Below are 23,240 nucleotides of genomic sequence, written 5' to 3' on the forward strand. Positions count from 1 at the left end.
TTTTAGACATAAACGATCATCTCCTTTAATTTAATTTGTAATATATTTATATCACAAAAAATGGGTCAAATTAATGAACTTTTACGAAAAATTAAATGAGCTATTAAGGGCTCACTTTTGGTGAGCTTTCACACATTTCTATAATTAAATTAATTTATTACTTGACATTATATAATTCTAAAGATATAATTTAACAATATACCCCTAGTTTGGGGGTGGGGGAAAAGAATGTTGCGTGTATATACTATAAAAATTTAGGAAAAAAGAATTAAAAATAGCAATTTAGTAAAAAAAAATAAGGAGGGTAATTAATTAAAAAAGTAAATTTAGAAAAATAAGTATTTATCTAAATTAGACTGATTTAATATAAATTTAAATATTATGGATAAAAGAAATTTAATAAATCGTATTTCTATTGCTACTGGACATTTAAATGGCATAAAAAAAATGGTTGAAGAAGATAGAGAATGTGTTGATATTATTACACAAATCAAGGCAGTAAAGGCAAGTTTATCTGGTGTTGAGAATATATTGTTAGAAAATCATGCATTAGAGCTTTTAAATGAAAAGGATGCTAATATGGAAGAAAAAATTAAAAAAATATTGAATTTGGTATTGAAAAATATTAAAAATTAATATATAAAATTAATATGAATATAAATAGTTGGAAGCAAAATCTAACTATTTTTCTTTATTTTAATATCATTTAATAACAATAAAATCAATTAATTAATTTTAGATTGATAGCTATAGTAGTATATGATATAATGAACATATATAGTATACGATATAATAAAAGAAAAAGAGAGGAGAAACAAGTAGATGTTTCAAAAATTAGATGAGGTAGTAAAAAAACATGAGGAATTGACTAATCTATTAATGGATCCTGAGGTGATAGCAGATCCTAAAAAATTAATGGAATATAATAAGGCATTAACAAGCATAAATGATATAGTTAATAAATATAAGGAATATATAGAGCACAAGAATGAGTATGACAATTTAAAAGAGCAAGTTAAAACAGAAAAAGATAACGAATTAAAAGAAATGATGTATGATGAAATATCAGAAATTGAAGCAAACATATTAATATTAGAAGAAGATTTAAAAGTTTTATTATTACCAAAAGATCCAAATGATGAAAAAAATGTTATAGTAGAAATAAGAGCAGCAGCAGGTGGAGATGAAGCCGCTTTATTTGCAGCAGATATATTTAGAATGTTCACAAGATATGCTGAAAGATCAAAATGGAAAGTGGAAATGCTTGATAAAAATGAAACTGGTGTTGGTGGATTAAAAGAAGTAACATTTTTAATTAAGGGTAATGGTGCATATTCAAGATTAAAATATGAAAGTGGAGTGCATAGAGTACAAAGAGTACCAGATACTGAATCATCAGGGAGAATACATACTTCAACTATTACAGTAGCAGTATTACCAGAATTAGATGACGTAGCAAAAGTTGAAATAAATCCATCAGATTTACAAGTCGATACATATAGATCAAGTGGAGCGGGGGGACAACATGTAAATACTACTGATTCAGCAGTTCGTATAACACATAAACCAACGGGTATAGTTGTTACTTCACAAGATGGTAGATCTCAAATAAAAAATAAAGAAGCGGCAATGAAAGTTTTAGCATCTAAACTTTATGAAATGGAAGTAGAAGCACAAAGAAAAGAAGTTTCAAGTGAGAGAAAATCACAAGTAGGTATGGGAGATAGATCAGAAAAAATTAGAACATATAATTTCCCACAAGGTAGAGTTAGTGATCATAGAATAAAATTAACATTACATAGATTGGATTCTTTCTTAGATGGAGATTTAGATGAAATGATAGATGCTCTAATAGCGTATAATCAAGCAGAGTTATTAAAATCAGTTGGAGATGAAATTTAAAAATGTCAAAACTTATAGAATTACTAAATAAAACAGTAGTATTTTTTGAAAATAAAAAAGCCCAAAATCCAAGATTAGAAGCAGAGAAACTATTTTCTAAAGCATTAAATATAGATAGAATAATGCTATATGCTAATTTTGATAGAATTTTAACAGATGAAGAAATATCTAAAATAAGACATGTTATGAAAGAAAAAGACACCACAAAAGAAAATACCTTAAAAGAATTTTTAGATTCTTCTATAGTTTATTTAAAAAAATATAATGTTTATGAAGCAAGTTTAATAGCAGAATTAGTATTTTCCAAAGTTTTAAAAATAGATAGAATGATGCTATTTATTAGTTATGAAAAAAAAATAAATGAAGAAGAAAAAAATAGGATTAGAGAATATTTGAAAAAAATTGCTCTTGAAAATATGCCATATCAATATGTGTTTAACGAACAAAATTTTTATGGTAGAGATTTTTTTATAGATAAAGGAGTCTTAATTCCTAGACATGATACAGAAGTTTTAGTTGAAAAAGTTTTAGAAATTTCTAAACAAGATAGTTTAGTTTTAGATATAGGAACCGGAAGTGGAGTAATAGCAATAACTATTGCAAAAGAATTACCTAAATCAAAAGTTTTAGCAATAGATATATCAGACAAAGCTCTAGAAATATCTAAAAAGAATACAGAATTTTTAAACGCAAAAAATGTTAAAATAGTAAAATCAAATCTATTTGAAAATATAGAATTTAAAGAATTTGATATTATAGTTTCTAATCCTCCATATATTTCAAATAAAGAAGTAGAAGAGGTAGGACTTAATACATATATACATGAACCACACGAGGCTTTATTTGCAAACAGTGATGGTTTATACTTTTATTATGAAATATCTAAAAATGCCAAAGAATATTTAAAAAATGGCGGTTATTTGGCTTTTGAGATAGGTTATAAGCAAAAAAAAGCAGTTAATGATATTTTAACTGAATTTGGTTATGTAGATATAAAAAATTATACAGATTTAAATGGTCTAGATAGAGTAGTAATAGCTAGAAAGGGTTGAAATGAATATAAAAGAATTTGATTTTGAATTGCCAGAAAAACTTATAGCACAAAATGCAGTAGAACCAAGAGATCATTCTAAACTTTTAGCTGTTAATAAAAATAGTGGAAAGATAGAGCATAAAAGATTCTATAATATATTAGATTATTTGAAAAAAGATGATGTTTTAGTAATAAATAGAACTAAGGTAATACCTGCAAGACTTATAGGACACAAGAAAAATGGAGTAGTTATAGAGTGCTTGCTTTTAAAAAGGCTTAGTCTTAATACTTGGGAAGTTTTACTAAAACCTGCGAAAAGATTAAAAATAGGTGACGAATTAATTTTTTTAGAAAATAAATTAAGTTTAAAATTATTAGAAATTAAAGATGATGGAAATAGAATAGTGGAATTTATCTATAAAGGGGCTTTTGAAGCAATATTAGATGAATTAGGAGAATTACCATTACCACCATATATACATGAAAAATTAAAAGATAAAAATAGATACCAAACAGTTTATGCAAAAAATGGAGAATCTGTTGCAGCACCAACTGCAGGTTTACATTTTACTAACGAATTGCTAGATAGAATTAGAGATAAAGGTATAACTATAGCAGAAGTGTATTTAACGGTTGGACTAGGAACATTTAGACCTGTTAAGGTAGAAAATGTAGAAGAACATATAATGCATAGTGAAGAGTACTATATTCCAAATGAAACTGCTGATATAATTAATAAGGCTAAAAGTGAAGGTAGAAGAATAGTTGCAGTAGGAACAACTTCTGTTAGAACCTTAGAATCAAGTCTAGATAAAGACAATAAGTTAATTGCAAAAAAAGATAGTACAGACATATTTATATACGGAGAATATGACTTTAAAATAGTAGATGCCGTTATAACTAACTTTCATTTACCAAAATCAACACTAGTAATGTTAATTTCATCATTTATGGGTAGTAAAGAAAGATTAATGAATGCATACAAAGTAGCAATAGAAAATGAGTATAGATTTTTTAGTTTAGGAGATTCAATGTATATTGGAGAGAATGTTTAAGAAAGGTAATATTATGAGAATAACATCAGGAAAATTAAAAAATAGAGTAGTGCTTTCTCGTGAGGGTTTTGATACAAGACCAACATTAGAGAGAATTAAAGAGTCAATATTTAGTATAATATATGATAAGGTAATAGATGCTAAATTTTTAGACCTTTATTCAGGTACTGGAAATATGAGTTTTGAAGCACTTAGTCGTGGTGCTAAAAGAGCCATAATGATAGAAAAAGACTATGAAGCTTTGAATGTAATAATAGATAATGTTACTAGATTTAAGTTAGAAAAAGATTGTAGAGCATATAAAAATGATAGTTTAAGAGCCATAGAAATACTTAAAAGAAAAAACGAAAAATTTGATATAATATTTATGGATCCGCCATATAAAGAAAATTTAACAACTAAAACATTGGAAAAATTATCTGAATTTGATATTTTAGAACAAGATGGAATAATAATATGTGAGCATGCAAATTATGAAAAATTAGATGATAAAATAATGAATTTAGTTAAATATGATGAAAGAGAATATAACAAGAAAATAATTAGTTTTTTTAGAAAGGAAGATTAAAATGGCAACTAAAATAGGTTTTGAAGAAAAATTAGAAAAAATCAAAAAGAATATTGAAATTTTAGAAAAAGAAGAAACAAGTTTAGATGAAGCAATTAAAATATATGAAACTTGTCAAAAATTAATAGTAGAAGCTGAAAAAACATTGAATGAAGCAGATGGTAAGGTAAGAAAAATAATAGAGAAGTTAGGGAATATAGAAATATCTGAACTTAATGAGGATTAATATGAATGAATATTTTGAAAAAGAATTAAATAATTTATTAAAAAAATATGAAGCAAATAATGTACTTTATGAAGCATTTAAGTATTCATTAACTGTTGGTGGTAAAAGAGTAAGACCTATGCTAATACTTTTAATGGCTAAAAGTTTAGGAAAAGACTATACTAAGGTTATAGATATAGCGTTAGCCATTGAATTAGTACATAATTATTCGTTAGTTCATGATGATTTGCCTTGTATGGACAATGATATGTATAGACGGGGTAAACTTACAACTCATGCTAAATATGGAGAATATATAGGGGTATTGGTAGGAGATGGTTTACTTACAGAAGCATTTAATGTAATATCTAGTTCTAAAACATTAGAAAATAAGTCTAAAATTATAGAAATACTAAGTAGAAATATAGGTATAAATGGTATGATATTAGGACAAGTCTTAGATATGAAAAATGCTAATAAAGATATAGATATTAAGACTTTGGAATTAATACACCAAACTAAGACCGCTAATTTAATATCTGCTTGTTTTGAAACAGTTTTAGCAGAATTTAATGTAGAAAATGATAAATATATAACTGTTGCAAATGAATTAGGTATGGTGTATCAAATACAAGATGATTTAATGGATTTTTCTAATAAAGATGATAAATCAAACTATGTTAATATTATAGGTATAGAAAAGACAAAAGAAGTTTTAAATGAGAAAATATTAAAAATTAGAAATCTTTTAAAAGATGATAAGGAATTGCTATCATATATAGAAAAAATATTTATAAGAAAGGTGTAAAAGTGTATATAGAATTTGAAAATTTAAAAAAATATGGCTTTTTAGGAATACAAACTACTAGAAAAGCTGGAAATATGAAAGAAAAAGAAAATTTATACCCTTTATTAGATAAATTAAATATAGATAAAAATAATTTAGTAAAAGGAGTTCAAACTCATAGTATAAATATATTGTGTTTAGAAGAAAATACAGATATATCAAATATAGAAAATATTGATGGCTATATAACTGATAATCCAAAGTATACTTTAATGGCTTATTTTGCTGACTGCATGCCCATCTTTATAATTGATAAAAAGAAAAAAGTTTATGGTTTATTACATGGTGGTTGGCGTGGAAGTTCTAATGGTATTTTAAAAGAAGCAATTAATATTATGAAAAGTAAATACGGTAGTAATGTTAACGATATTATAGTAACTTTTGGTATATGTATATCTAGTAAAAATTATGAAATTAAAGAAGATGTAATTAAAGAATTGAAATTAAGGCTAAATTTTGGTACAATGATAGAGAGTGCAGCTAATAAATTTTATTTATCACTTAGTAAAATGAATGAACAAATAGCGATAAATCAAGGTGTGCCTAGAAAAAATATAATAGTAAATGATTATTGTACTTATGCTGGGGATTTTTTTTCATATAGAAAAGAAAAAACAGATAAAAGAATGATAGCATTACTTAAAGTAGGGATAGAATGAAAAAAACTATAAATATATTTTACATGTTACTAATAATAACATGTATATCTAATACAAGCGTAGTTATAATAGATAGATATAATATATTTGAAATAGTATATAATATAGAAGAAAGAACTATTAAAAAGATTGCGGAAATAAGAAAAATAAAGACAAAGTTTTTTGCCTCGTTTTTGTGTATTCAAAAGTATTTATATAATCTAGTTAAAGAATATATAAATTTTTATGATTACAATAAAATCAATATCATGATTAGTTTGGAATAGAAATAAACATTAAATTTAATCATTAATAATATTAATGATTACTTTAATAAAATATATTGTACAAAAAATATAAGAAAATGCTATACTGATTTAGAATAAGACAAAAGTATGGCTAGATAAAAGGAGACAAAATGTTAGAAAATATATTTAATAAAATGTTTGGAAATACAGACGAAAAAATTATTAAAAAAATGAGAAAAAAAGTTGAAATAATTAATGGTTTAGAGCCTAAATATATAGCAATGAGCGATGATGAGTTAAAAGCAAAAACTACTGAATTTAAAGATAGATTAAGTAATGGGGAAACATTAGATGATATATTAGTGGAAGCATTTGCAACAGTAAGAGAAGTAGCAAAAAGATTAACTAGAATGCGTGCTTTTGATGTACAATTAATAGGTGGAATGATACTACATGAAGGTAAAATAGCAGAAATGAAAACAGGAGAAGGTAAAACATTAATGTCAGTTTTTCCAGTTTATTTAAATGCTTTATTAGGTAAAGGTGTGCATGTAGTTACAGTAAATGATTATTTAGCAAAAAGAGATAGAGACACTATGGGTGTTATATATTCTTTCTTAGGACTAAGTTCAGGTGTAATTATAGCTAATATGTCAAATGAAGAAAGAAAGAAATCATATGATGCAGATATAACTTATGGTACAAATAATGAATTTGGATTTGATTATCTAAGAGATAATATGGTTCATGATATAAAAGATAAGGTACAAAGATCACATAATTATGCTATTGTCGATGAAGTAGATTCAATTTTAATTGATGAAGCAAGAACTCCTTTAATAATATCAGGTGCAGCAGAAGAAATTACAGAATGGTATGATAGATTTGCAACAGTTGCTAAAAAGTTAAAAAGAAGTTATAAGACAGAAGAAATTAAAGATAAGAAAAATACAGTAATACCTGATGAAGATTGGGAAGATTATGAAGTTGATGAAAAAGCACATACTGTAACAGTTACTGATAAAGGTATAAAAAATGTAGAAAAGATTTTAGGAATAGAGAATTTATACTCACCTGATTATGTTGAATTAACACATTTTTTATCACAAGCATTAAAAGCAAAAGAATTATTTAAAAGAGATAAAGATTATATAGTAAATAAAGATGGCGAAGTAATAATAGTTGATGAGTTTACTGGTAGACTTATGGAAGGTAGAAGATATTCTGATGGACTTCATCAGGCTATTGAAGCAAAAGAACACTTAAAAGTTGCAGGAGAAAATCAAACATTAGCAACTATAACATTACAAAACTATTTTAGAATGTATACTAAATTATCAGGAATGACAGGAACAGCAAAAACAGAAGAAGAAGAATTTAGACAAATATATGGTTTAAAAGTAGTAGTAGTACCTACAAATAGACCTTTAATAAGAAAAGATTTAGCAGATGTAATTTATCAAACAAGTAGAGCAAAACATAAGGCAATAGTTGCTAAAATAGCAGAATTATTTGAAAAAGGTCAACCTGTATTAGTGGGAACAGCATCAATAGAGCATTCAGAAAAAGTTTCAGCATTACTTAAAAAAGCCAAAATACCACATGAAGTATTGAATGCTAAATATCATGAAAGAGAAGCGGAAATAGTAGCACAGGCTGGAAGATACAAAACAGTAACAATAGCAACTAATATGGCAGGTCGTGGAACAGATATAAAACTTGGGGGAGACCCAGATTCGCTTGCATGTAAAATTGCAGAACGTGGTACACCAGAATACTATTCTGCATTAGATCTATATGAAAAAGAATGTGAAGAAAATAGAGAAAAAGTATTAGCAGCAGGTGGATTATTTATACTAGGTACTGAAAGACATGAAAGTAGAAGAATAGATAACCAATTAAGAGGTAGAGCAGGTCGTCAAGGAGATCCAGGAACTTCTGAATTTTACTTATCATTAGAAGATGATTTAATGAGACTATTTGGTGGAGACAGACTTAAGAGTATAATGACTATGCTAAAAATTGGTGAAGATGAAGAAATAAGAAATAAGTCTGTAACTAAAAATGTAGAAAATGCTCAAAAGAGAATTGAAAGTAGAAACTTTGCAGCAAGAAAAAGTTTGATAGAATTTGATGATGTTAATAATAAACAAAGAGAAATAATATATTCTCAAAGAGATCAAATATTAAATAATGACAATCTAAGAGAATTAATTCTAGATATGTTATATGATAATGTTGAAGATATTGTATTTGAAAGTGAAGATGATAAAGTAGTATTAATTGACAAATTAATGGAAACATATGATTATAATCCTGATTTTGAAACAAATACTTTATCAAAAGAAGAATTATTAAATAAATTGGTTGAAGAATTAGAAAAAAGATATAATTTAAAAGTTGGTTTATTTGGGGAAGAGTATTTTGAAAAAATTGAAAGATATATAATGTTAGAAGTGCTTGATACTAAATGGAGAGATAATCTTAAAAATTTAACTGAATTAAGAGAAGGTATAAATTTACAATCTTATGGTCAAAAAAATCCAGTTAATGAGTATAAAATAGTGAGTGCAGACGTGTATAATGAAATGATACAAGCAATTAAAAGAGATACAACAGCCTTTTTACTAAAAATAAAACCAAGAATTAATGAAGAAGCATAAATAACATTTAAGAAAGTGAGATAAATAATATAATGATAGAGGAAGTATTATTAGAAGTTAGAGATTTAGAAACTGGATTTAGAATAAAAGATGATTACTATAATGCAGTAGATGGAGTTTCTTTTACACTTAATAAAAATGAAATCTTAGCAATAGTTGGAGAATCTGGTTGTGGTAAAAGTACACTAGCGACATCTATAATGGGATTACATAATCCATTATTTACAAAAGTAGATGGAGAAATTTTATTTGAAGATAGAAATTTATTAGATTTAACAGAGGATGAATATAATGATGTTAGGGGGAATAAGATTGGAATGATATTCCAAGATCCCCTGTCAGCCCTAAATCCTCTTATGAGAATAGGTGCTCAAATTGAAGAAGGACTTATATATCACACAAATTATAATAAGGAAGAAAGACAAAAGATAGTTTTAGAATTATTAGAAAATGTAGGTATACCAAATCCTGAAAGAGCTGTTAGAAGATTTCCACATGAATTATCAGGTGGTATGCGTCAAAGAGTAATAATAGCAATAGCCCTAGCATGTAAACCAGATATTTTAATATGTGATGAGCCAACAACAGCATTAGATGTTACTATACAAGCACAAATATTAGATTTAATAAAAGAATTACAAAAAGAAACAGGTTCAGGTGTAATCATAATTACACATGATTTAGGTGTAGTGGCAGAAATAGCGGATAGGGTAGCAGTAATGTATGCAGGAGAAATAGTTGAATTAGCAGATGTAAATGAGTTATTTGAAAACCCTAAGCATCCATATACTAGATCATTACTTAATTCTATACCACACTTGGATAAAGAAGCAAAACATTTACATGTTATACAAGGAACTGTTCCATCAATTAAGAATTTAGAAAGAGAAGGGTGTAGATTTGCACCAAGAATACCTTGGATTTCATCATTAGAGCATGAAATAAGTCCAAAAATGCATGAAGTTAGTGATAATCATTTTGTAAGATGTACTTGTTATAAAACATTTCATTTTGAAGGGAGTTGGGATTAATGGAAATTTTAAAATTAGAAGACTTAAAAGTTCATTACCCAATAAGAGGAGGCTTTTTCAATACTATAAAAAATCATGTTTATGCAGTTGATGGTGTGAGTATGTCTATAGAACAAGGGAAAACTTATGGTTTAGTTGGAGAATCTGGAAGTGGAAAATCAACTATAGGAAAATCTATAATAGGTTTAGAAAATATAACAGCAGGTAAAGTTACATACAATGGTAAAGAAATAAACTTAAAAAGAATAAAGAGAAAGTCAGAATATAGAAAAGATGTACAAATGATATTTCAAGACTCTACATCTTCATTAAATCCTAGAAAAAGAGTCCTAGATATTATAGCAGAACCACTTAGAAATTTTGAAAATTTAACAGAAATAGATGAAAGAAAAAGAGTGATAGAATTATTAGAAATTGTAGGAATGTCAGAAGATGACATTTATAAATATTCTCATGAATTTTCAGGTGGTCAAAGACAAAGAATAGGTGTTGCTCGTGCAATAGCAACTAAACCAAAATTAATAATAGCAGATGAACCAGTATCAGCACTAGATTTATCAGTACAAGCACAGGTTTTAAACTATATGAAAGATATACAAAATAAATTTGGATTAAGTTATATCTTTATATCACACGATTTAGGTGTTGTAAAACATATGTGTGATGAAATGTATATTATGTATAAAGGTCGTTTTGTAGAAAAAGGAACTAGAAATGATATATACACTAATCCACAACATATATATACTAAAAGATTAATAGCGGCTATACCGGATGTTAATCCAACCAAAAAAAATGAAAATTATATAAAAAGAATGGAAGTTGAAAAATATTATAATGAACATGAAAATGATTATTATGATAAAAAAGGAAGAGTTTTTGATTTAAAACCATTAACAAATAATTCAAATGAAACACATTATGTAGCATATAAGGAAGAGGTGAAATAATATGTGGAAAACGATAATGAGAAGAATACTTATTATGATACCTCAAGTGGTAATTTTAAGTATGCTAATATTTGTTTTAGCTAAATTAATGCCAGGAGATCCTTTTTCAGGTTTAATAGACCCTAGTACATCTCCTGAAACTATCGAAGAATTAAGAATTAAATTAGGTTTATATGACCCTTGGCACATTCAATATATTAGATGGATTAAAAATTTATTCCATGGAGATTTAGGTATAAGTTATACTTATAAACTAAGAGTAACAACATTGATAGGACAAAGAGCATATAATACATTTATATTATCACTGTTTAGTTTAATATTATCATATTCTATATCTTTACCTTTAGGTATACTTGCAGGTAGATATAATGATAGTCCACTTGATAAAGCTATAGTAATGTATAACTATATAAGTTATGCTATACCATCATTTGTTTTATCATTACTAATGTTATGGTTCTTTGGTTATAATTTACAATTATTCCCAACTTCAGGATCAGTTGATTTAGGAGTACAACCAGGAACTATTGCATATTACATAAACAGGTTATATCATATAATATTACCAGCAGTAACATATGCATTATTAAGTACAGTTGGAACTATACAATATTTAAGAAATGAAATAATAGATGCTAAAAATATGGATTATGTAAAAACAGCAAGAAGTAAAGGGGTTCCTGAAACTAAAGTATATACAAGACATATATTTAGAAATTCATTAATACCTATAGCAGCCTTTCTAGGTTATTCAATAACAGGATTATTAGGTGGATCAATATTCATAGAAACTATATATGGTTACCCTGGAATGGGTAGATTATTTATAGAATCTATTGGATCAAGAGATTATTCAGTTATAACGGTTTTAGTATTATTATTTGGGTTCTTGTCATTAATGGGAACTTTATTATCAGATATAATATTAAGTGTAGTAGATCCTAGAATAAGAATAGATTAGGAAGGAGATTATATATGAAAGATAAAAATAAAAACGAATCTCCTGTAGGATTTTCGGTTATAAAAAGAGAATTTATGAAAGATAAAGTAGCATTATTTTCATTATTTTTATTAATTACACTAATGTTGATAATATTTATCTCTGCTGCTTTATTAAATAGAGAAGAAGTAATGACAGTTAATTTATTAGATAAATTTGCAAGACCAGGTGAAGGATTTTGGCTTGGAGCAGATGCAGGTGGTCGTTCTATATTAGGTCAATTAATAATAGGGGCTAGAAACTCAATAGTTATAGGGTTTACAGTTACTGTTATTGCACAATTTGTAGGTATAACAATAGGATTAATAGCTGGTTATTATTCAGGTTTAATAGACAACATAATAATGCGTATAATAGATTTTATAATTATTTTACCAAGACTTATGGTAATAATAGTTTTTGTAACTGTAATATCTAAATATACTATACCAAAATTCATATTTATATTAGCAGCATTTACTTGGTTAGGAACTGCAAGACTTATAAGATCAAAAGCATTATCAGAATCAAGAAAAGAATATATCATGGCTTCAAAAACATTAGGAACTAGAGATATTAAAATTATTTTATATGAATTATTACCTAATATTAGTTCTATAATTTTAGTAGATTTAACACTTACATTTGCAGGAAACATAGGTATAGAAACAGGATTAACTTTCTTAGGTTATGGATTGCCGCCTTCAGTACCATCTCTTGGAACTTTAATAAGTTATGCAAGAAAACCTGAAATAATGAGTAGTAAATTGTGGGTGTGGTTACCAGCTTCATTATTAATATTAGTATTGATGTTATGCATAAACTACATAGGGCAAGCTCTAAAAAGAGCAAGTGATGCTAAACAAAGATTAGGTTAAAAATGAATAGGTGTTAATTTTTATTTAGCACACAAAAAAAGGAGAAAAATATATGAAAAATTTTTTATTGAAAAGTGTAACAGGATTAATGTTATTTTCACTTATTGCCTGTGGACCAGGGGAGAGAAGAAAAGCGGAAGAAATTAATACAACTTTATTTCCATCAGAATGGAAATCTGATAAGGAAGCTATAGAAGGTGGGACATTAAAAATAGCTGTAGTATCAGATAATCCTTTTAAAGGTATATTTTCACCAGTATTATATCAAGATAGTACTGATAGTACTTTATTCATAACTAAAATATCACCAGAAATATTTTGGAATAATGCTGATTTTAATCTTATAGATGGTGGAATGGCTAATGTAAAATTAGATGTTGATAATAAGGTTATAACTGTTAAAATAAGAGAAGGATTGAAGTGGGAAGATGGAAATCCAATAACGGTTGATGACTATATTTTTGGTGCTGAAATCATAGGACATAAGGACTATACTGGGGTTAGATATAGTGATGGTATTAGAAATATAGTTGGAATGGAAGAATACCACAAAGGAATGGCAAAAACTATAAAAGGATTTGAAAAAATAAGTGATACTGAATTAAAAATACATGTTAAAGTAGCAAAGCCTGAAATACTAACTGGAGGAGGAGGTCTAACTGGTTATTTTGTACCTAAACATTATCTAAAAGATATAGCAATTAAAGATTTAGAACAATCTGATAGAGTAAGATTAAAACCATTATCTTATGGACCATATAAAGTGAGTCAAATTATACCAGGTGAAAGTATAGAATATGTAGTAAATGAAAACTATTATGATAAAGAACATATGCCAAAAGTGGACAAATTAATAATGAAAATATTACCATCAAGTTCTGTTATTAAATCAATGGAAATTGGAGAATATGATTTTTATTATTATGTTGCATCTGCATCATATAAATTATATAAAGATTTTGATAATTTAAAAGTTGTAGGGACTCCATCAGCAAGTTATGTATATGTTGGATTTAATTTAGGATATTGGGATGAAAAGAAAAAAGAAAATGTAGTAGATCCAAATAAAAAAATGGCAGATATAAGATTGAGAAAAGCAATGGGATATGCTTTAGATATGAATAAAATTCTAACACAATTTTTTGAAGGATTAAAACAAAAAGCTAATTCACCTATACCACCAATATTTTCACAATACTATAATCCTAAACCTAGATATGATTATGATTTAGAAAAAGCTAATGCTTTATTAGATGAAGCAGGTTATAAAGATATTGATGGAGATGGAATAAGAGAAGGAAAAGATGGAAAACCATTTGTAATTGAAATGGCATTTGGAGATTCTGAAATAGCTGAAGAATTATCAACACAATTTATACAAGACTGGGCAAAAGTAGGACTAAAAGTAGAACTTGCAACAGGTAGACTTATGGGGAATAACTTTTTCCCAACAGTAGAGTCTAATAAAGGTTATGATATATGGTTAGCTAGTTGGGGAGTAGGAACAGCATTAGATTTCTCAAGTGTATATGGTAAAACTGCTAAATTTAATTTTGCTCGTATAACAGATGAAAAAAATGAAGAATTAATTAGAAAAACTTCTTCACTAGAAGCTGTAAAAGATCTAGAATATAGAAAGAAAGCAATATTAGAGTGGGAAGATAACTATATGGAAAATGTATTAGGATTTTTACCTATATGGTATAGTTACACTTTATACCCAGTAAATAAGAGATATAAAGAATTTACTACAACAAACGATAATAGAGAAGAAGTAAAATTCGTAGATGCCTTAACACAAAAAGAACCGATAGCAGCTACGGTCAAATAAGGTAATGATAATTCAATAAAATTTTGTATATGTTATAAATATTTTTTGTAAATGCAAAAGAATATGTTTTAGGACTCATCTACTAAAAAAAATTCATAAAAAACTACATAATATATTCTTTTAAAAGAGTAAATAATAAAAAATTAGTGTAGATATTATGCAGTAATATACATAATATCTACTACTAAAAAAGGAGAAATATTATGAAAAAGAATTTATTAAAAAGTTTAATCACTTTACTTTTATTTTCAGTTATTGCATGTGGACCAGGGGAAAGAAGAAAAGCAGAAGAAATCAATAAAACTTCATTTCTAACTGAATGGAAATCAGATAAGGAAGCCATAAAAGGCGGAACTTTAAAAGTTGCTATAGTTTCAGATACTCCTTTTAAAGCTATATTTTCACCGGTATTATGGACAGAGAGTACTGATTTTGAACTTTCTAGAAGAATACATCCAGAAATATTTTGGAAAAATGCAGATTTTGACCTTATAGATGGTGGATATGCTAATATGAAATTAGATGTTGATAATAAGGTTATAATTGTAACATTAAGAGAAGGTCTAAAATGGTCAGATGGTCATCCATTGACTGTTGATGACTTAATTTATGCATATGAACTTATAGGTCATAAAGATTATACAGGTGTTAGATACAATGATGGAATGAGAAATGTTGTAGGGATGGAAGAATACCGTAAAGGTCTTGCCAAAACTATAGAAGGTCTTGAAAAAGTAAGTGATACTGAATTAAGAGTGCATGTTAAAGAAGCTCAACCTGAAATCTTAAGAGGTGGTGGCGGTTTATACGCACAATTTGTTCCTAAACATTATTTAAAAGATATAGCAATACAAGATTTAGAATCTTCTGATGAAGTTAGATTGAAACCATTATCTTATGGACCATATAAGATTACTCAAATAATACCTGGAGAAAGTGTTGAATATGTTCCAAATGAATATTATTATGATAAAGAACATATGCCTATGGTAGAAAGTTTAGTTATAAAAATATTACCTTCAAGTTCAGTTGTTAAATCAATGGAAGTAGGAGAATTTGATACATATATAGGTGTTGCAGCAGCATCATATAAATTATATAAAGATTTTGATAATTTGGTAGTTTTAGGAAGTCCATCAGTTAGTTATACATATGTTGGATTTAATCTAGGACATTGGGATGATAAGAAAAAAGAAAATGTTGTAGACCCAGATAAGAAAATGGCAGATATAAGATTAAGAAAAGCTATGGCTTATTCACTTAATGTTAGAGAGATAACTCAACAATTTTATGAAGGATTAAGAGAAAAGGCTAATTCACCTGTACCACCAATATTTTCTAGTTATCATGATTCAAAGCCTAGATATGAATATGACCTAGAAAAAGCCAATGCTTTATTAGATGAAGCAGGTTATAAAGATATTGATGGAGATGGAATAAGAGAAGATAAAAACGGTAAACCATTTGTAATTGAAATGGCATTTGGTATTTCTGAAATATCTGAAGAATTATCAAAAAAATTTATGCAAGATTGGGCAAAAGTTGGATTAAAAGTAGAGCTTGCAACAGGTAGACTTATGGGGAATAATTTTTTCCCAACAATACAATCTAATAAGGGCTATGATATATATATAGCTGCTTGGACTGTAGGAACAATATTAGACTTTTCAGAATTTTATGGTAGAAAGGCTAGATTTAATTTTGCTCGTATAGCAAGTGAAAAAAATGATGAATTGATAGCCAAAACATCTTCATTAGAAGCAGCAAAAGATTTAGAGTATAGAAAACAAGCAATATTAGAATGGCAAGATAATTATATGGAAAATGAATTAGGATTTTTACCTATAATGTTCGGTTATGTTTTATCTCCTATAAATAAGAGATATAAAGAAGTAAGTACAACAAATGATGATAGAGAAGCAGCTAATTTTATAGATGCATTAACACAAACTGAACCATTACCAGCAACTAATAAATAGATTATTATAATTAAAGCCTGCATGATATATATCAAAAAAATGTAGGCTTTTGTGGCATATAAAAAAAATTAAATTAATAATGTAAATTAATAATGCAAGTTAATAATATAAACTAATAGTGTAAATTAATAATGTAAGTTAATATAAAAGGAGAAATAAATATGAAAAAAAATTTATTAAAAGGACTAACAGGTTTACTGTTATGCTCACTTATTGCCTGTGGACCAGGTGAAAGAAGAAAAGCAACGACAACAGATAAATCGTTATTTCCAATAGAATATGTTTCAGATAAAGAAACGATAAACGGTGGGACTGCTAAAATAGCTGTAGTTAGTGAACAACCATTTAAAGGAGTACTATTAACTCCTTTATATCAAGATGCAAATGATTTTATATTCTTAGAACCAATTGCACCAAATCTATTTTGGTCTGACGGAGATTTTAATGTTATAGATGGTGGAATACTTAATCTTAAATTTGATGCCGACAATAAAGTTATAACTGTTAAAATAGCAGACGGAGCTAAATGGGAAGATGGACAACCTGTAACTGCAGATGACTATATTTATAGTTATGAAATTGTAGGGAACAAAGATTATACAGGTATTAGATATGATGATGGATTTAGAAATGTAGTGGGTATGGAAGAATACCATAAAGGAAAAGCAAAAACTATAACAGGGCTTGAAAAAGTAAGTGATAATGAAATAAAAATTCATGTTAAAGAAGCTAAGCCTACAATACTATTAGGAGAAGGTGGAGTATCATCATTTTTAGTACCTAAGCATTATTTAAAAGATATACCTATAAAAGATTTAGAACAATCTAATAAAGTTAGATTAAAACCATTATCATATGGACCATATAAGATAAGTCAAATTATACCGGGAGAAAGTATAGAATATACAGTAAACGAAAATTACTATAATAAAGCAAATATGCCAAAGGTAGAAAAATTAGTAATAAAGATTTTACCAACAAGCTCTCTTATCTCATCTATGAGAAATGGAGAATATGATATATATAGACAAGTTTTAGCAGATACATATAAAGGGTACAAAGATCTTGATAATATAGCAGTTGTGGGAAGACAAGCATTATATTATCAATATTTAGGATTTAATTTAGGACATTGGGATAATGAAAAGAAAATTGGAGTAGTAGATCCAGATAAGAAAATGTCAGATATAAGATTAAGAAAAGCAATGGCTTATGCTATGAATATGGATGAAGTTGCAACTCAATTTTATGATGGATTAAGAGAAAAAGCAAATTCGCCTATACCGCCAGTATTTTCTAAATATCATGATGCAAAACCTAGATATGAATATAATGTAGAAAAAGCAAATGCTTTATTAGATGAAGCAGGTTATAAAGATATAGATGGAGATGGAATAAGAGAAGATAAAGATGGAAAACCTTTTGTAATTTATATGGCTTTCCCAGCATATGATATAGCACAAGAATTATCACAACAATATATACAATATTGGGCAAAGGTTGGATTAAAAGTAGAACTTGCAACAGGTAGATTAATGGGTTCTAATTTCTTCCCAACTATAGAATCTAATAAGGGTTATGACATTTTCGTTGCAGCTTGGAATGTAGGAACTGCACTTGAATTAAGTGGATTATATGGTAAAACAGCTAAATTTAATCATACTCGTATGTCAAGTGATAAAAATGAAGAATTACTTCTAAAGACTAATTCATTAGAAGCGATTAAAGACCCAGAATATAAAGTGAAGGCTATAAGAGAATGGGAAGAAAATTATATGGAAAATGTACTAGGATTTTTACCAATATTATTTAAATATGAATTATTCCCAGTAAATAAGAGATTAAATGGTTATAATGTAAATCATGATAGTAGAGAATCATCAAAATATGCAGATGGATTAACATTTACAGGTGGATTAACACAAAAAGAACCATTAGCAGCAACTAAATAAAATAATTAAATATAAGTGTAGGCGAGAGTCTACACTTTTTACTTATTTTTATGTATTGCAGAATATAATTATAAAGTTATAATAAAATTAAGAATAAAAGTCAAGGTGAAAGGAGATTATATGAAAAAGATAAAACTATTTTTATTATCTTTCTTATTAATTTTAGTTTCTTGCGTTTATAGTAATGATGGAATTATAAATTCAACTAATAATAGTATGAATAAGCATATGGTTGTTACAGGTGAAATATTATCAAAACATTTAAATGCAGAAATAGATAATGTTTTATTAAAAAAAGAGTTAACAAATCAAGAACTTGTTAGAGAATTACTATTATGGGCAGGGGTTAAAAAAGATCATATATCAAATTATCCTGATGATTCTAATAGTTATGCTAAAAGTTTAGGAATGACAAATGATATTGAAAACTATAATCCTACAGCATTAAGTACAAAAGAAAATTTAATTAAAATGTTAAAAGTAGCTAAAATTTTACATGAATCATATCATGTTAAAAAGAAAACCCCCTTATTTTTAAATGGTATGGCTCAACCAATATTTCCTTATACAACAGGGGCTGTAGAAAAAGGTTATTCAAATGAAAATAGTGATATTATACGTTATATTGTATACGTAGAAACTGATTATGATACTGATGGAGATGGGAAATTAGATTTGATTAAAACTTTAGTACAAATTCCAAGAGCAGTTATGAATGGAGATTATAAGGCAGCAACTATTTTTGATGCTAGACCATATATTACAGGTACTACTGAACAATATAATATAGATAAAGTATTTCCAAAAGGCGGAAGTTATGATATGTCAAAACTATATTCTAAACCTAAAAAACGTAAAATTAAAGGTAAAATATCAACACAAGAATTAGCTAAAAAAGCAATATCATCAGAATGGTATTATAAGAGTCCATATGAATCGACTAAAGATAATCCTTTTTATTCTTATGAAAATCTAACTTGGTATGATTATTATCTAGTTCGTGGGTTTGCAGTAGTTACAAGTGCTGGTCTTGGTACTCGTGGTTCAGAAGGATTTGAAACAGTAGGGTCAGATTTAGAAATTTCTGCTTTCAAAAATATTATTGAATGGTTAACTGGTAATCGTGTTGCATATACTGATAAAACAAGTAATATAGAAATTAAAGCAGATTGGTCAAATGGAAAAGTTGGAATGACAGGGCGTTCATATTCAGGAACTACTCCATTTGGAGTTGCTAGAACAGGTGTAAAAGGTTTAGAAACAATAGTTCCAGTTGCAGGAATTGCAAGTTATTATGAATACATGAATAGTCAAGGAACTCCACTTGCAGATAGTCCATATGATGAATTAAATTATTTAGCACTTTATTGTGCAGGTAGATATATAGATAAAGAAGATTGGAATAAAATTTCTAAAAATTATGGTAACTATTTACATCAATTGAGAAAAGATCAAAAAAAATATGGAAGTAATTATAGTGAAGTATGGGAAAATAGAGACTATACACTTAATGCTGATAAAATTAAAGTAAGTGCATTAATAGTTCATGGTTTAAATGATTATAATGTACGTACTAAACAATTTGAGTTAATGTTTAAAACTTTTAAAAAACAAAATCAAAATGTTAAATTAATATTGCATCAAGGGGCTCATATTACACCAGCATATATTTCACATAAATATGCTGTTCCAATTAATGGAGAATTTTATGAAGATATTTTAAATCGTTGGTTTTCACATTATTTATATGGCGTTAAAAATAATGTAAATAATATGCCTGAAGTTATAGCACAAAGTAATGAAAATCCAGATGAGTGGTATGAATATGTTAGTTGGGATACATTAAATTCATTAATTATAAAAGCAAAATCAGATAAAAATAAAATAGTAATAAATAGTAATTATAAAAAAGCTAGAATTAATGATAAAAAACGAGAAGAAACTTTAATAAAGAAATCTACAACTGCTAGTGCAACTTATGTAACTAATATTGATAAAGATATTATGATAAAAGGATCAGTATTAGTGTCATTTAAAGCAGCACTTAATAAAGCTAAAAAAACTGATAACCTACCAATAAGTGTATTATTAGTAGATGTTGCAGAAAAAGATTTTCCAGTATTTAATTTGGAAAAGGATTCAGCATATGTAAATAAGAAAACTATTAAAGAAAAAGGAGTATGGATAGGTTCAGGAGTAGAAAATTTAGATTTAAAGCAATTTAAAACTACAAACGCAAAATATAAAGTTATAGCAAAAGGATGGATAAATTTGGCAAATCCAGAATCAGGTTTTGAATCAATAACTGCAAAAAATTCTATAGTACCTAAAGTTGGAGAATACCATAATTATAATCTATATCTTCAACCTAATGTATATAAGATTAAAGCAGGGCATAAATTAGTATTGGTAATTACAGCTTATGATTCAGATTTAGTTGAAAATAAAAATGAATATGGAATAAGTTTTAACACAAATTCTATTACAATGAAAGTTCCTATTGTAGGGGAGTCAATGGAAGCAACTGCAAAATATATTCCAATCAAAAAATAATATAAACGAGAAAACATATACTTAAAATACATAGGTATATGTTTTTTAATGAAGCAAAAATTGACAAAAATTTTAAAAATTGTTAAAATAATTAATATAAGGTAGAGGCGCAGTATTAAATAGTAAATTGTGGAGATGACAATCAGTGAAACAATTAAAAGGTAATATTGCCGAAATGATAAATATGTTAAGTTTATTGTTGGGTATATAGATAATATCTATATAACTGTCATTATGAAAATAATGGTGAGCTATCCGTGAAATTGAATATAGTATATTTTTTTACACTGGTAGCTAATCTATCAGTTTTTTATTATTAAAATTATGGAGAGGATTAGCGATGAAATTAAAAAAATTAATGTTTACAGTTTTAACATTTTTGGTAAGTATGGTATTTTCAAATATAGTATTTGCAGATGAAAATGTATCAAATAAAAATGTATTAAGAGTAGGAATGGAAGTAGGTTATGCACCATTTAATTGGTATCAAACAACTGATGAAAATGGAGCAGTTAAAATATCTACGGGCTTTGCTAATGGTTATGATGTACAAATTGCAAAATTAATAGCAAAAGAATTAAATAGAGAATTAGTAATAGTTCCTAGTGATTGGGATTCACTATTAGGACCAGCACTTAATTCAAATAAAATAGATTTAGTAATAGCTGGTATGTCGCCAACTAATGAGAGAAAAAAGAGTTTAGATTTTTCTAATTCATATTACGAATCTGATGTATTACTAGTTGTAAAAAAAGATAGTCCATATGTTAATGGAAAAACAAAAAAAGATTTTAAAAATGCTAGAATAACAGGACAATTAAATACATTGCACTATGATTTAATAGACCAACTAGAGGGTGTAGATAAAAAGATTGCTATTGAAAATTTTCCAGCTATGCAAGTAGCACTTAATTCAAATAAGATAGATGCTTATGTTGCAGAAAAGCCAACAGCCATATCAGTAAGTTTTTCAAATCCTAATATGACATATATAGAATTTAGTGATGGCGGATTTGACTTTGATAGAAGTGAATTTGATGTATCAATAGCAGCAAAAAAAGGTGAAACTAAATTAATAGATGAAGTTAATTTAGCATTATCAAAAATTAATAAAAACACTAGAGAAAAATTAATGAGAGAAGCAATTGCTAATCAACCAGTTTCAAATAAAAATTCTGATGGAAATTTTAATGAAACTACATTTTTAGGTAGAACAAAACAAATTTTAAATGAGTATGGTGTGAAATATTTATACGGAACTTGGACAACTATATATTTAGCAGTAATTGGAACTTTTGTAGGTTCATTGATAGGTATAGTTATAGCCATAGTTAATACTACTGATATATCTGATAAGAGAAAAAAAATGCATAATATATTTTATTATATATTAAAGAAAATAAATTATGTTTATATATTAGTATTTAGGGGAACTCCTATGATAGTTCAAGCCATGATATTTTATTATGGTATAGGACAAGTATTTAATATAAATTTAAGTCCAATAGTAGCAGCACTTATAATTATCTCAATCAACACAGGGGCGTATATTTCGGAAATTTTCAGAGGTGGTATAGAAAGTATAGATAAAGGTCAATATGACGCAACAGAGGCGTTAGGATTTACTCATAAGCAGGCTATGCGGTATGTAATAATACCCCAAGCCATAAAAAATGTATTACCAAGTATAGGAAATGAATTTATAATCAATATAAAAGATTCAGCAGTTTTATTTGCAATAGGTGTAACAGAACTATATACAGTTTCAAAACAAATTGCAGGAACTAATTTTAGATATTATGAAGTCTTTATAATCACTTGTTCAATTTACTTTGTATTAACAACAGTATGTAGTAGACTTTTAAAAATATTAGAAAAAAAATTAGCAGGCGATAGTTCTTATGAGATAGTGGAGTAGTGATAAA

At 27.1% G+C, this 23,240-nt stretch carries 19 protein-coding genes and 1 riboswitch; all 19 genes read left to right on the forward strand.

From position 1 onward, the window contains the following. The first annotated feature begins 381 nt into the window (after nt 1-381). The 19 genes from AWT72_RS01985 to AWT72_RS02075 all read left to right on the forward strand — a co-directional run bounded on the left by AWT72_RS01985 (nt 382) and on the right by AWT72_RS02075 (nt 23,233). The gene (locus AWT72_RS01985; protein ID WP_067140019.1) at nt 382-636 is read left to right on the forward strand and encodes a metal-sensitive transcriptional regulator; all 255 of its coding nucleotides are present in this window, start codon (nt 382-384) and stop codon (nt 634-636) included. Nucleotides 637-822: 186 nt separating this feature from the next. Beyond that, complete coding sequence (gene prfA, locus AWT72_RS01990; RefSeq protein ID WP_067140022.1) at nt 823-1,902, forward strand: peptide chain release factor 1; 1,080 nt, start codon at nt 823-825, stop codon at nt 1,900-1,902. Nucleotides 1,903-1,904: 2 nt separating this feature from the next. Next, nucleotides 1,905-2,954 carry a peptide chain release factor N(5)-glutamine methyltransferase gene (gene prmC, locus AWT72_RS01995; protein WP_067140025.1) on the forward strand — a complete coding sequence of 350 codons (1,050 nt, stop codon included), beginning with the start codon at nt 1,905-1,907 and terminating at the stop codon, nt 2,952-2,954. A 1-nt stretch (nt 2,955) separates the two neighbouring features. Beyond that, entirely contained in the window at nt 2,956-3,990 is a 1,035-nt protein-coding gene (gene queA, locus AWT72_RS02000) for a tRNA preQ1(34) S-adenosylmethionine ribosyltransferase-isomerase QueA (protein WP_067140028.1), read from the forward strand. Between the two features lie 13 nt (nt 3,991-4,003). Continuing rightward, entirely contained in the window at nt 4,004-4,558 is a 555-nt protein-coding gene (rsmD, locus tag AWT72_RS02005) for a 16S rRNA (guanine(966)-N(2))-methyltransferase RsmD (protein ID WP_067140110.1), read from the forward strand. 1 nt (nt 4,559) lies between these two features. After that, nucleotides 4,560-4,784, forward strand: a complete 225-nt coding sequence (gene xseB / locus AWT72_RS02010) for an exodeoxyribonuclease VII small subunit (protein WP_067140031.1) — start codon at nt 4,560-4,562, stop codon at nt 4,782-4,784. 1 nt (nt 4,785) lies between these two features. Beyond that, on the forward strand, nt 4,786-5,571 hold the full coding sequence (locus tag AWT72_RS02015; protein WP_067140034.1) for a polyprenyl synthetase family protein: 786 nt from the start codon (nt 4,786-4,788) through the stop codon (nt 5,569-5,571). Between the two features lie 2 nt (nt 5,572-5,573). Continuing rightward, entirely contained in the window at nt 5,574-6,269 is a 696-nt protein-coding gene (locus AWT72_RS02020) for a purine nucleoside phosphorylase YfiH/LACC1 family protein (protein WP_067140037.1), read from the forward strand. Continuing rightward, nucleotides 6,266-6,535 carry a hypothetical protein gene (locus AWT72_RS02025; protein WP_067140040.1) on the forward strand — a complete coding sequence of 90 codons (270 nt, stop codon included), beginning with the start codon at nt 6,266-6,268 and terminating at the stop codon, nt 6,533-6,535. Before AWT72_RS02020 ends, AWT72_RS02025 begins: the two co-directional genes overlap by 4 nt. Before the next feature lie 131 nt (nt 6,536-6,666). Next, nucleotides 6,667-9,159, forward strand: coding sequence for a preprotein translocase subunit SecA (gene secA / locus AWT72_RS02030; RefSeq protein ID WP_082680504.1), 2,493 nt, complete (start codon nt 6,667-6,669; stop codon nt 9,157-9,159). A 32-nt stretch (nt 9,160-9,191) separates the two neighbouring features. Then, entirely contained in the window at nt 9,192-10,190 is a 999-nt protein-coding gene (locus tag AWT72_RS02035) for an ABC transporter ATP-binding protein (RefSeq protein ID WP_067140043.1), read from the forward strand. Next, complete coding sequence (locus AWT72_RS02040; protein WP_082680505.1) at nt 10,190-11,140, forward strand: ATP-binding cassette domain-containing protein; 951 nt, start codon at nt 10,190-10,192, stop codon at nt 11,138-11,140. Before AWT72_RS02035 ends, AWT72_RS02040 begins: the two co-directional genes overlap by 1 nt. Nucleotide 11,141: 1 nt before the next feature. Then, the gene (gene opp4B, locus AWT72_RS02045; RefSeq protein WP_067140046.1) at nt 11,142-12,104 is read left to right on the forward strand and encodes an oligopeptide ABC transporter permease; all 963 of its coding nucleotides are present in this window, start codon (nt 11,142-11,144) and stop codon (nt 12,102-12,104) included. A gap of 14 nt (nt 12,105-12,118) precedes the next feature. Next, on the forward strand, nt 12,119-13,000 hold the full coding sequence (locus AWT72_RS02050; RefSeq protein WP_067140049.1) for an ABC transporter permease: 882 nt from the start codon (nt 12,119-12,121) through the stop codon (nt 12,998-13,000). A 52-nt stretch (nt 13,001-13,052) separates the two neighbouring features. Then, complete coding sequence (locus AWT72_RS02055) at nt 13,053-14,831, forward strand: ABC transporter substrate-binding protein (RefSeq protein ID WP_067140052.1); 1,779 nt, start codon at nt 13,053-13,055, stop codon at nt 14,829-14,831. A gap of 203 nt (nt 14,832-15,034) precedes the next feature. Next, nucleotides 15,035-16,810, forward strand: coding sequence for an ABC transporter substrate-binding protein (locus AWT72_RS02060; RefSeq protein WP_067140055.1), 1,776 nt, complete (start codon nt 15,035-15,037; stop codon nt 16,808-16,810). Between the two features lie 161 nt (nt 16,811-16,971). Then, nucleotides 16,972-18,762, forward strand: coding sequence for an ABC transporter substrate-binding protein (locus AWT72_RS02065; RefSeq protein ID WP_067140058.1), 1,791 nt, complete (start codon nt 16,972-16,974; stop codon nt 18,760-18,762). A 120-nt stretch (nt 18,763-18,882) separates the two neighbouring features. Continuing rightward, nucleotides 18,883-21,315, forward strand: coding sequence for a CocE/NonD family hydrolase (locus tag AWT72_RS02070; RefSeq protein ID WP_067140061.1), 2,433 nt, complete (start codon nt 18,883-18,885; stop codon nt 21,313-21,315). Between the two features lie 94 nt (nt 21,316-21,409). Then, nucleotides 21,410-21,577, forward strand: a riboswitch (Lysine riboswitch). A gap of 78 nt (nt 21,578-21,655) precedes the next feature. Beyond that, nucleotides 21,656-23,233 carry an ABC transporter substrate-binding protein/permease gene (locus AWT72_RS02075; protein ID WP_067140064.1) on the forward strand — a complete coding sequence of 526 codons (1,578 nt, stop codon included), beginning with the start codon at nt 21,656-21,658 and terminating at the stop codon, nt 23,231-23,233. Nucleotides 23,234-23,240: the final 7 nt, after the last annotated feature.

This window comes from Oceanivirga salmonicida, from assembly GCF_001517915.1.
GTDB lineage: Bacteria > Fusobacteriota > Fusobacteriia > Fusobacteriales > Leptotrichiaceae > Oceanivirga > Oceanivirga salmonicida.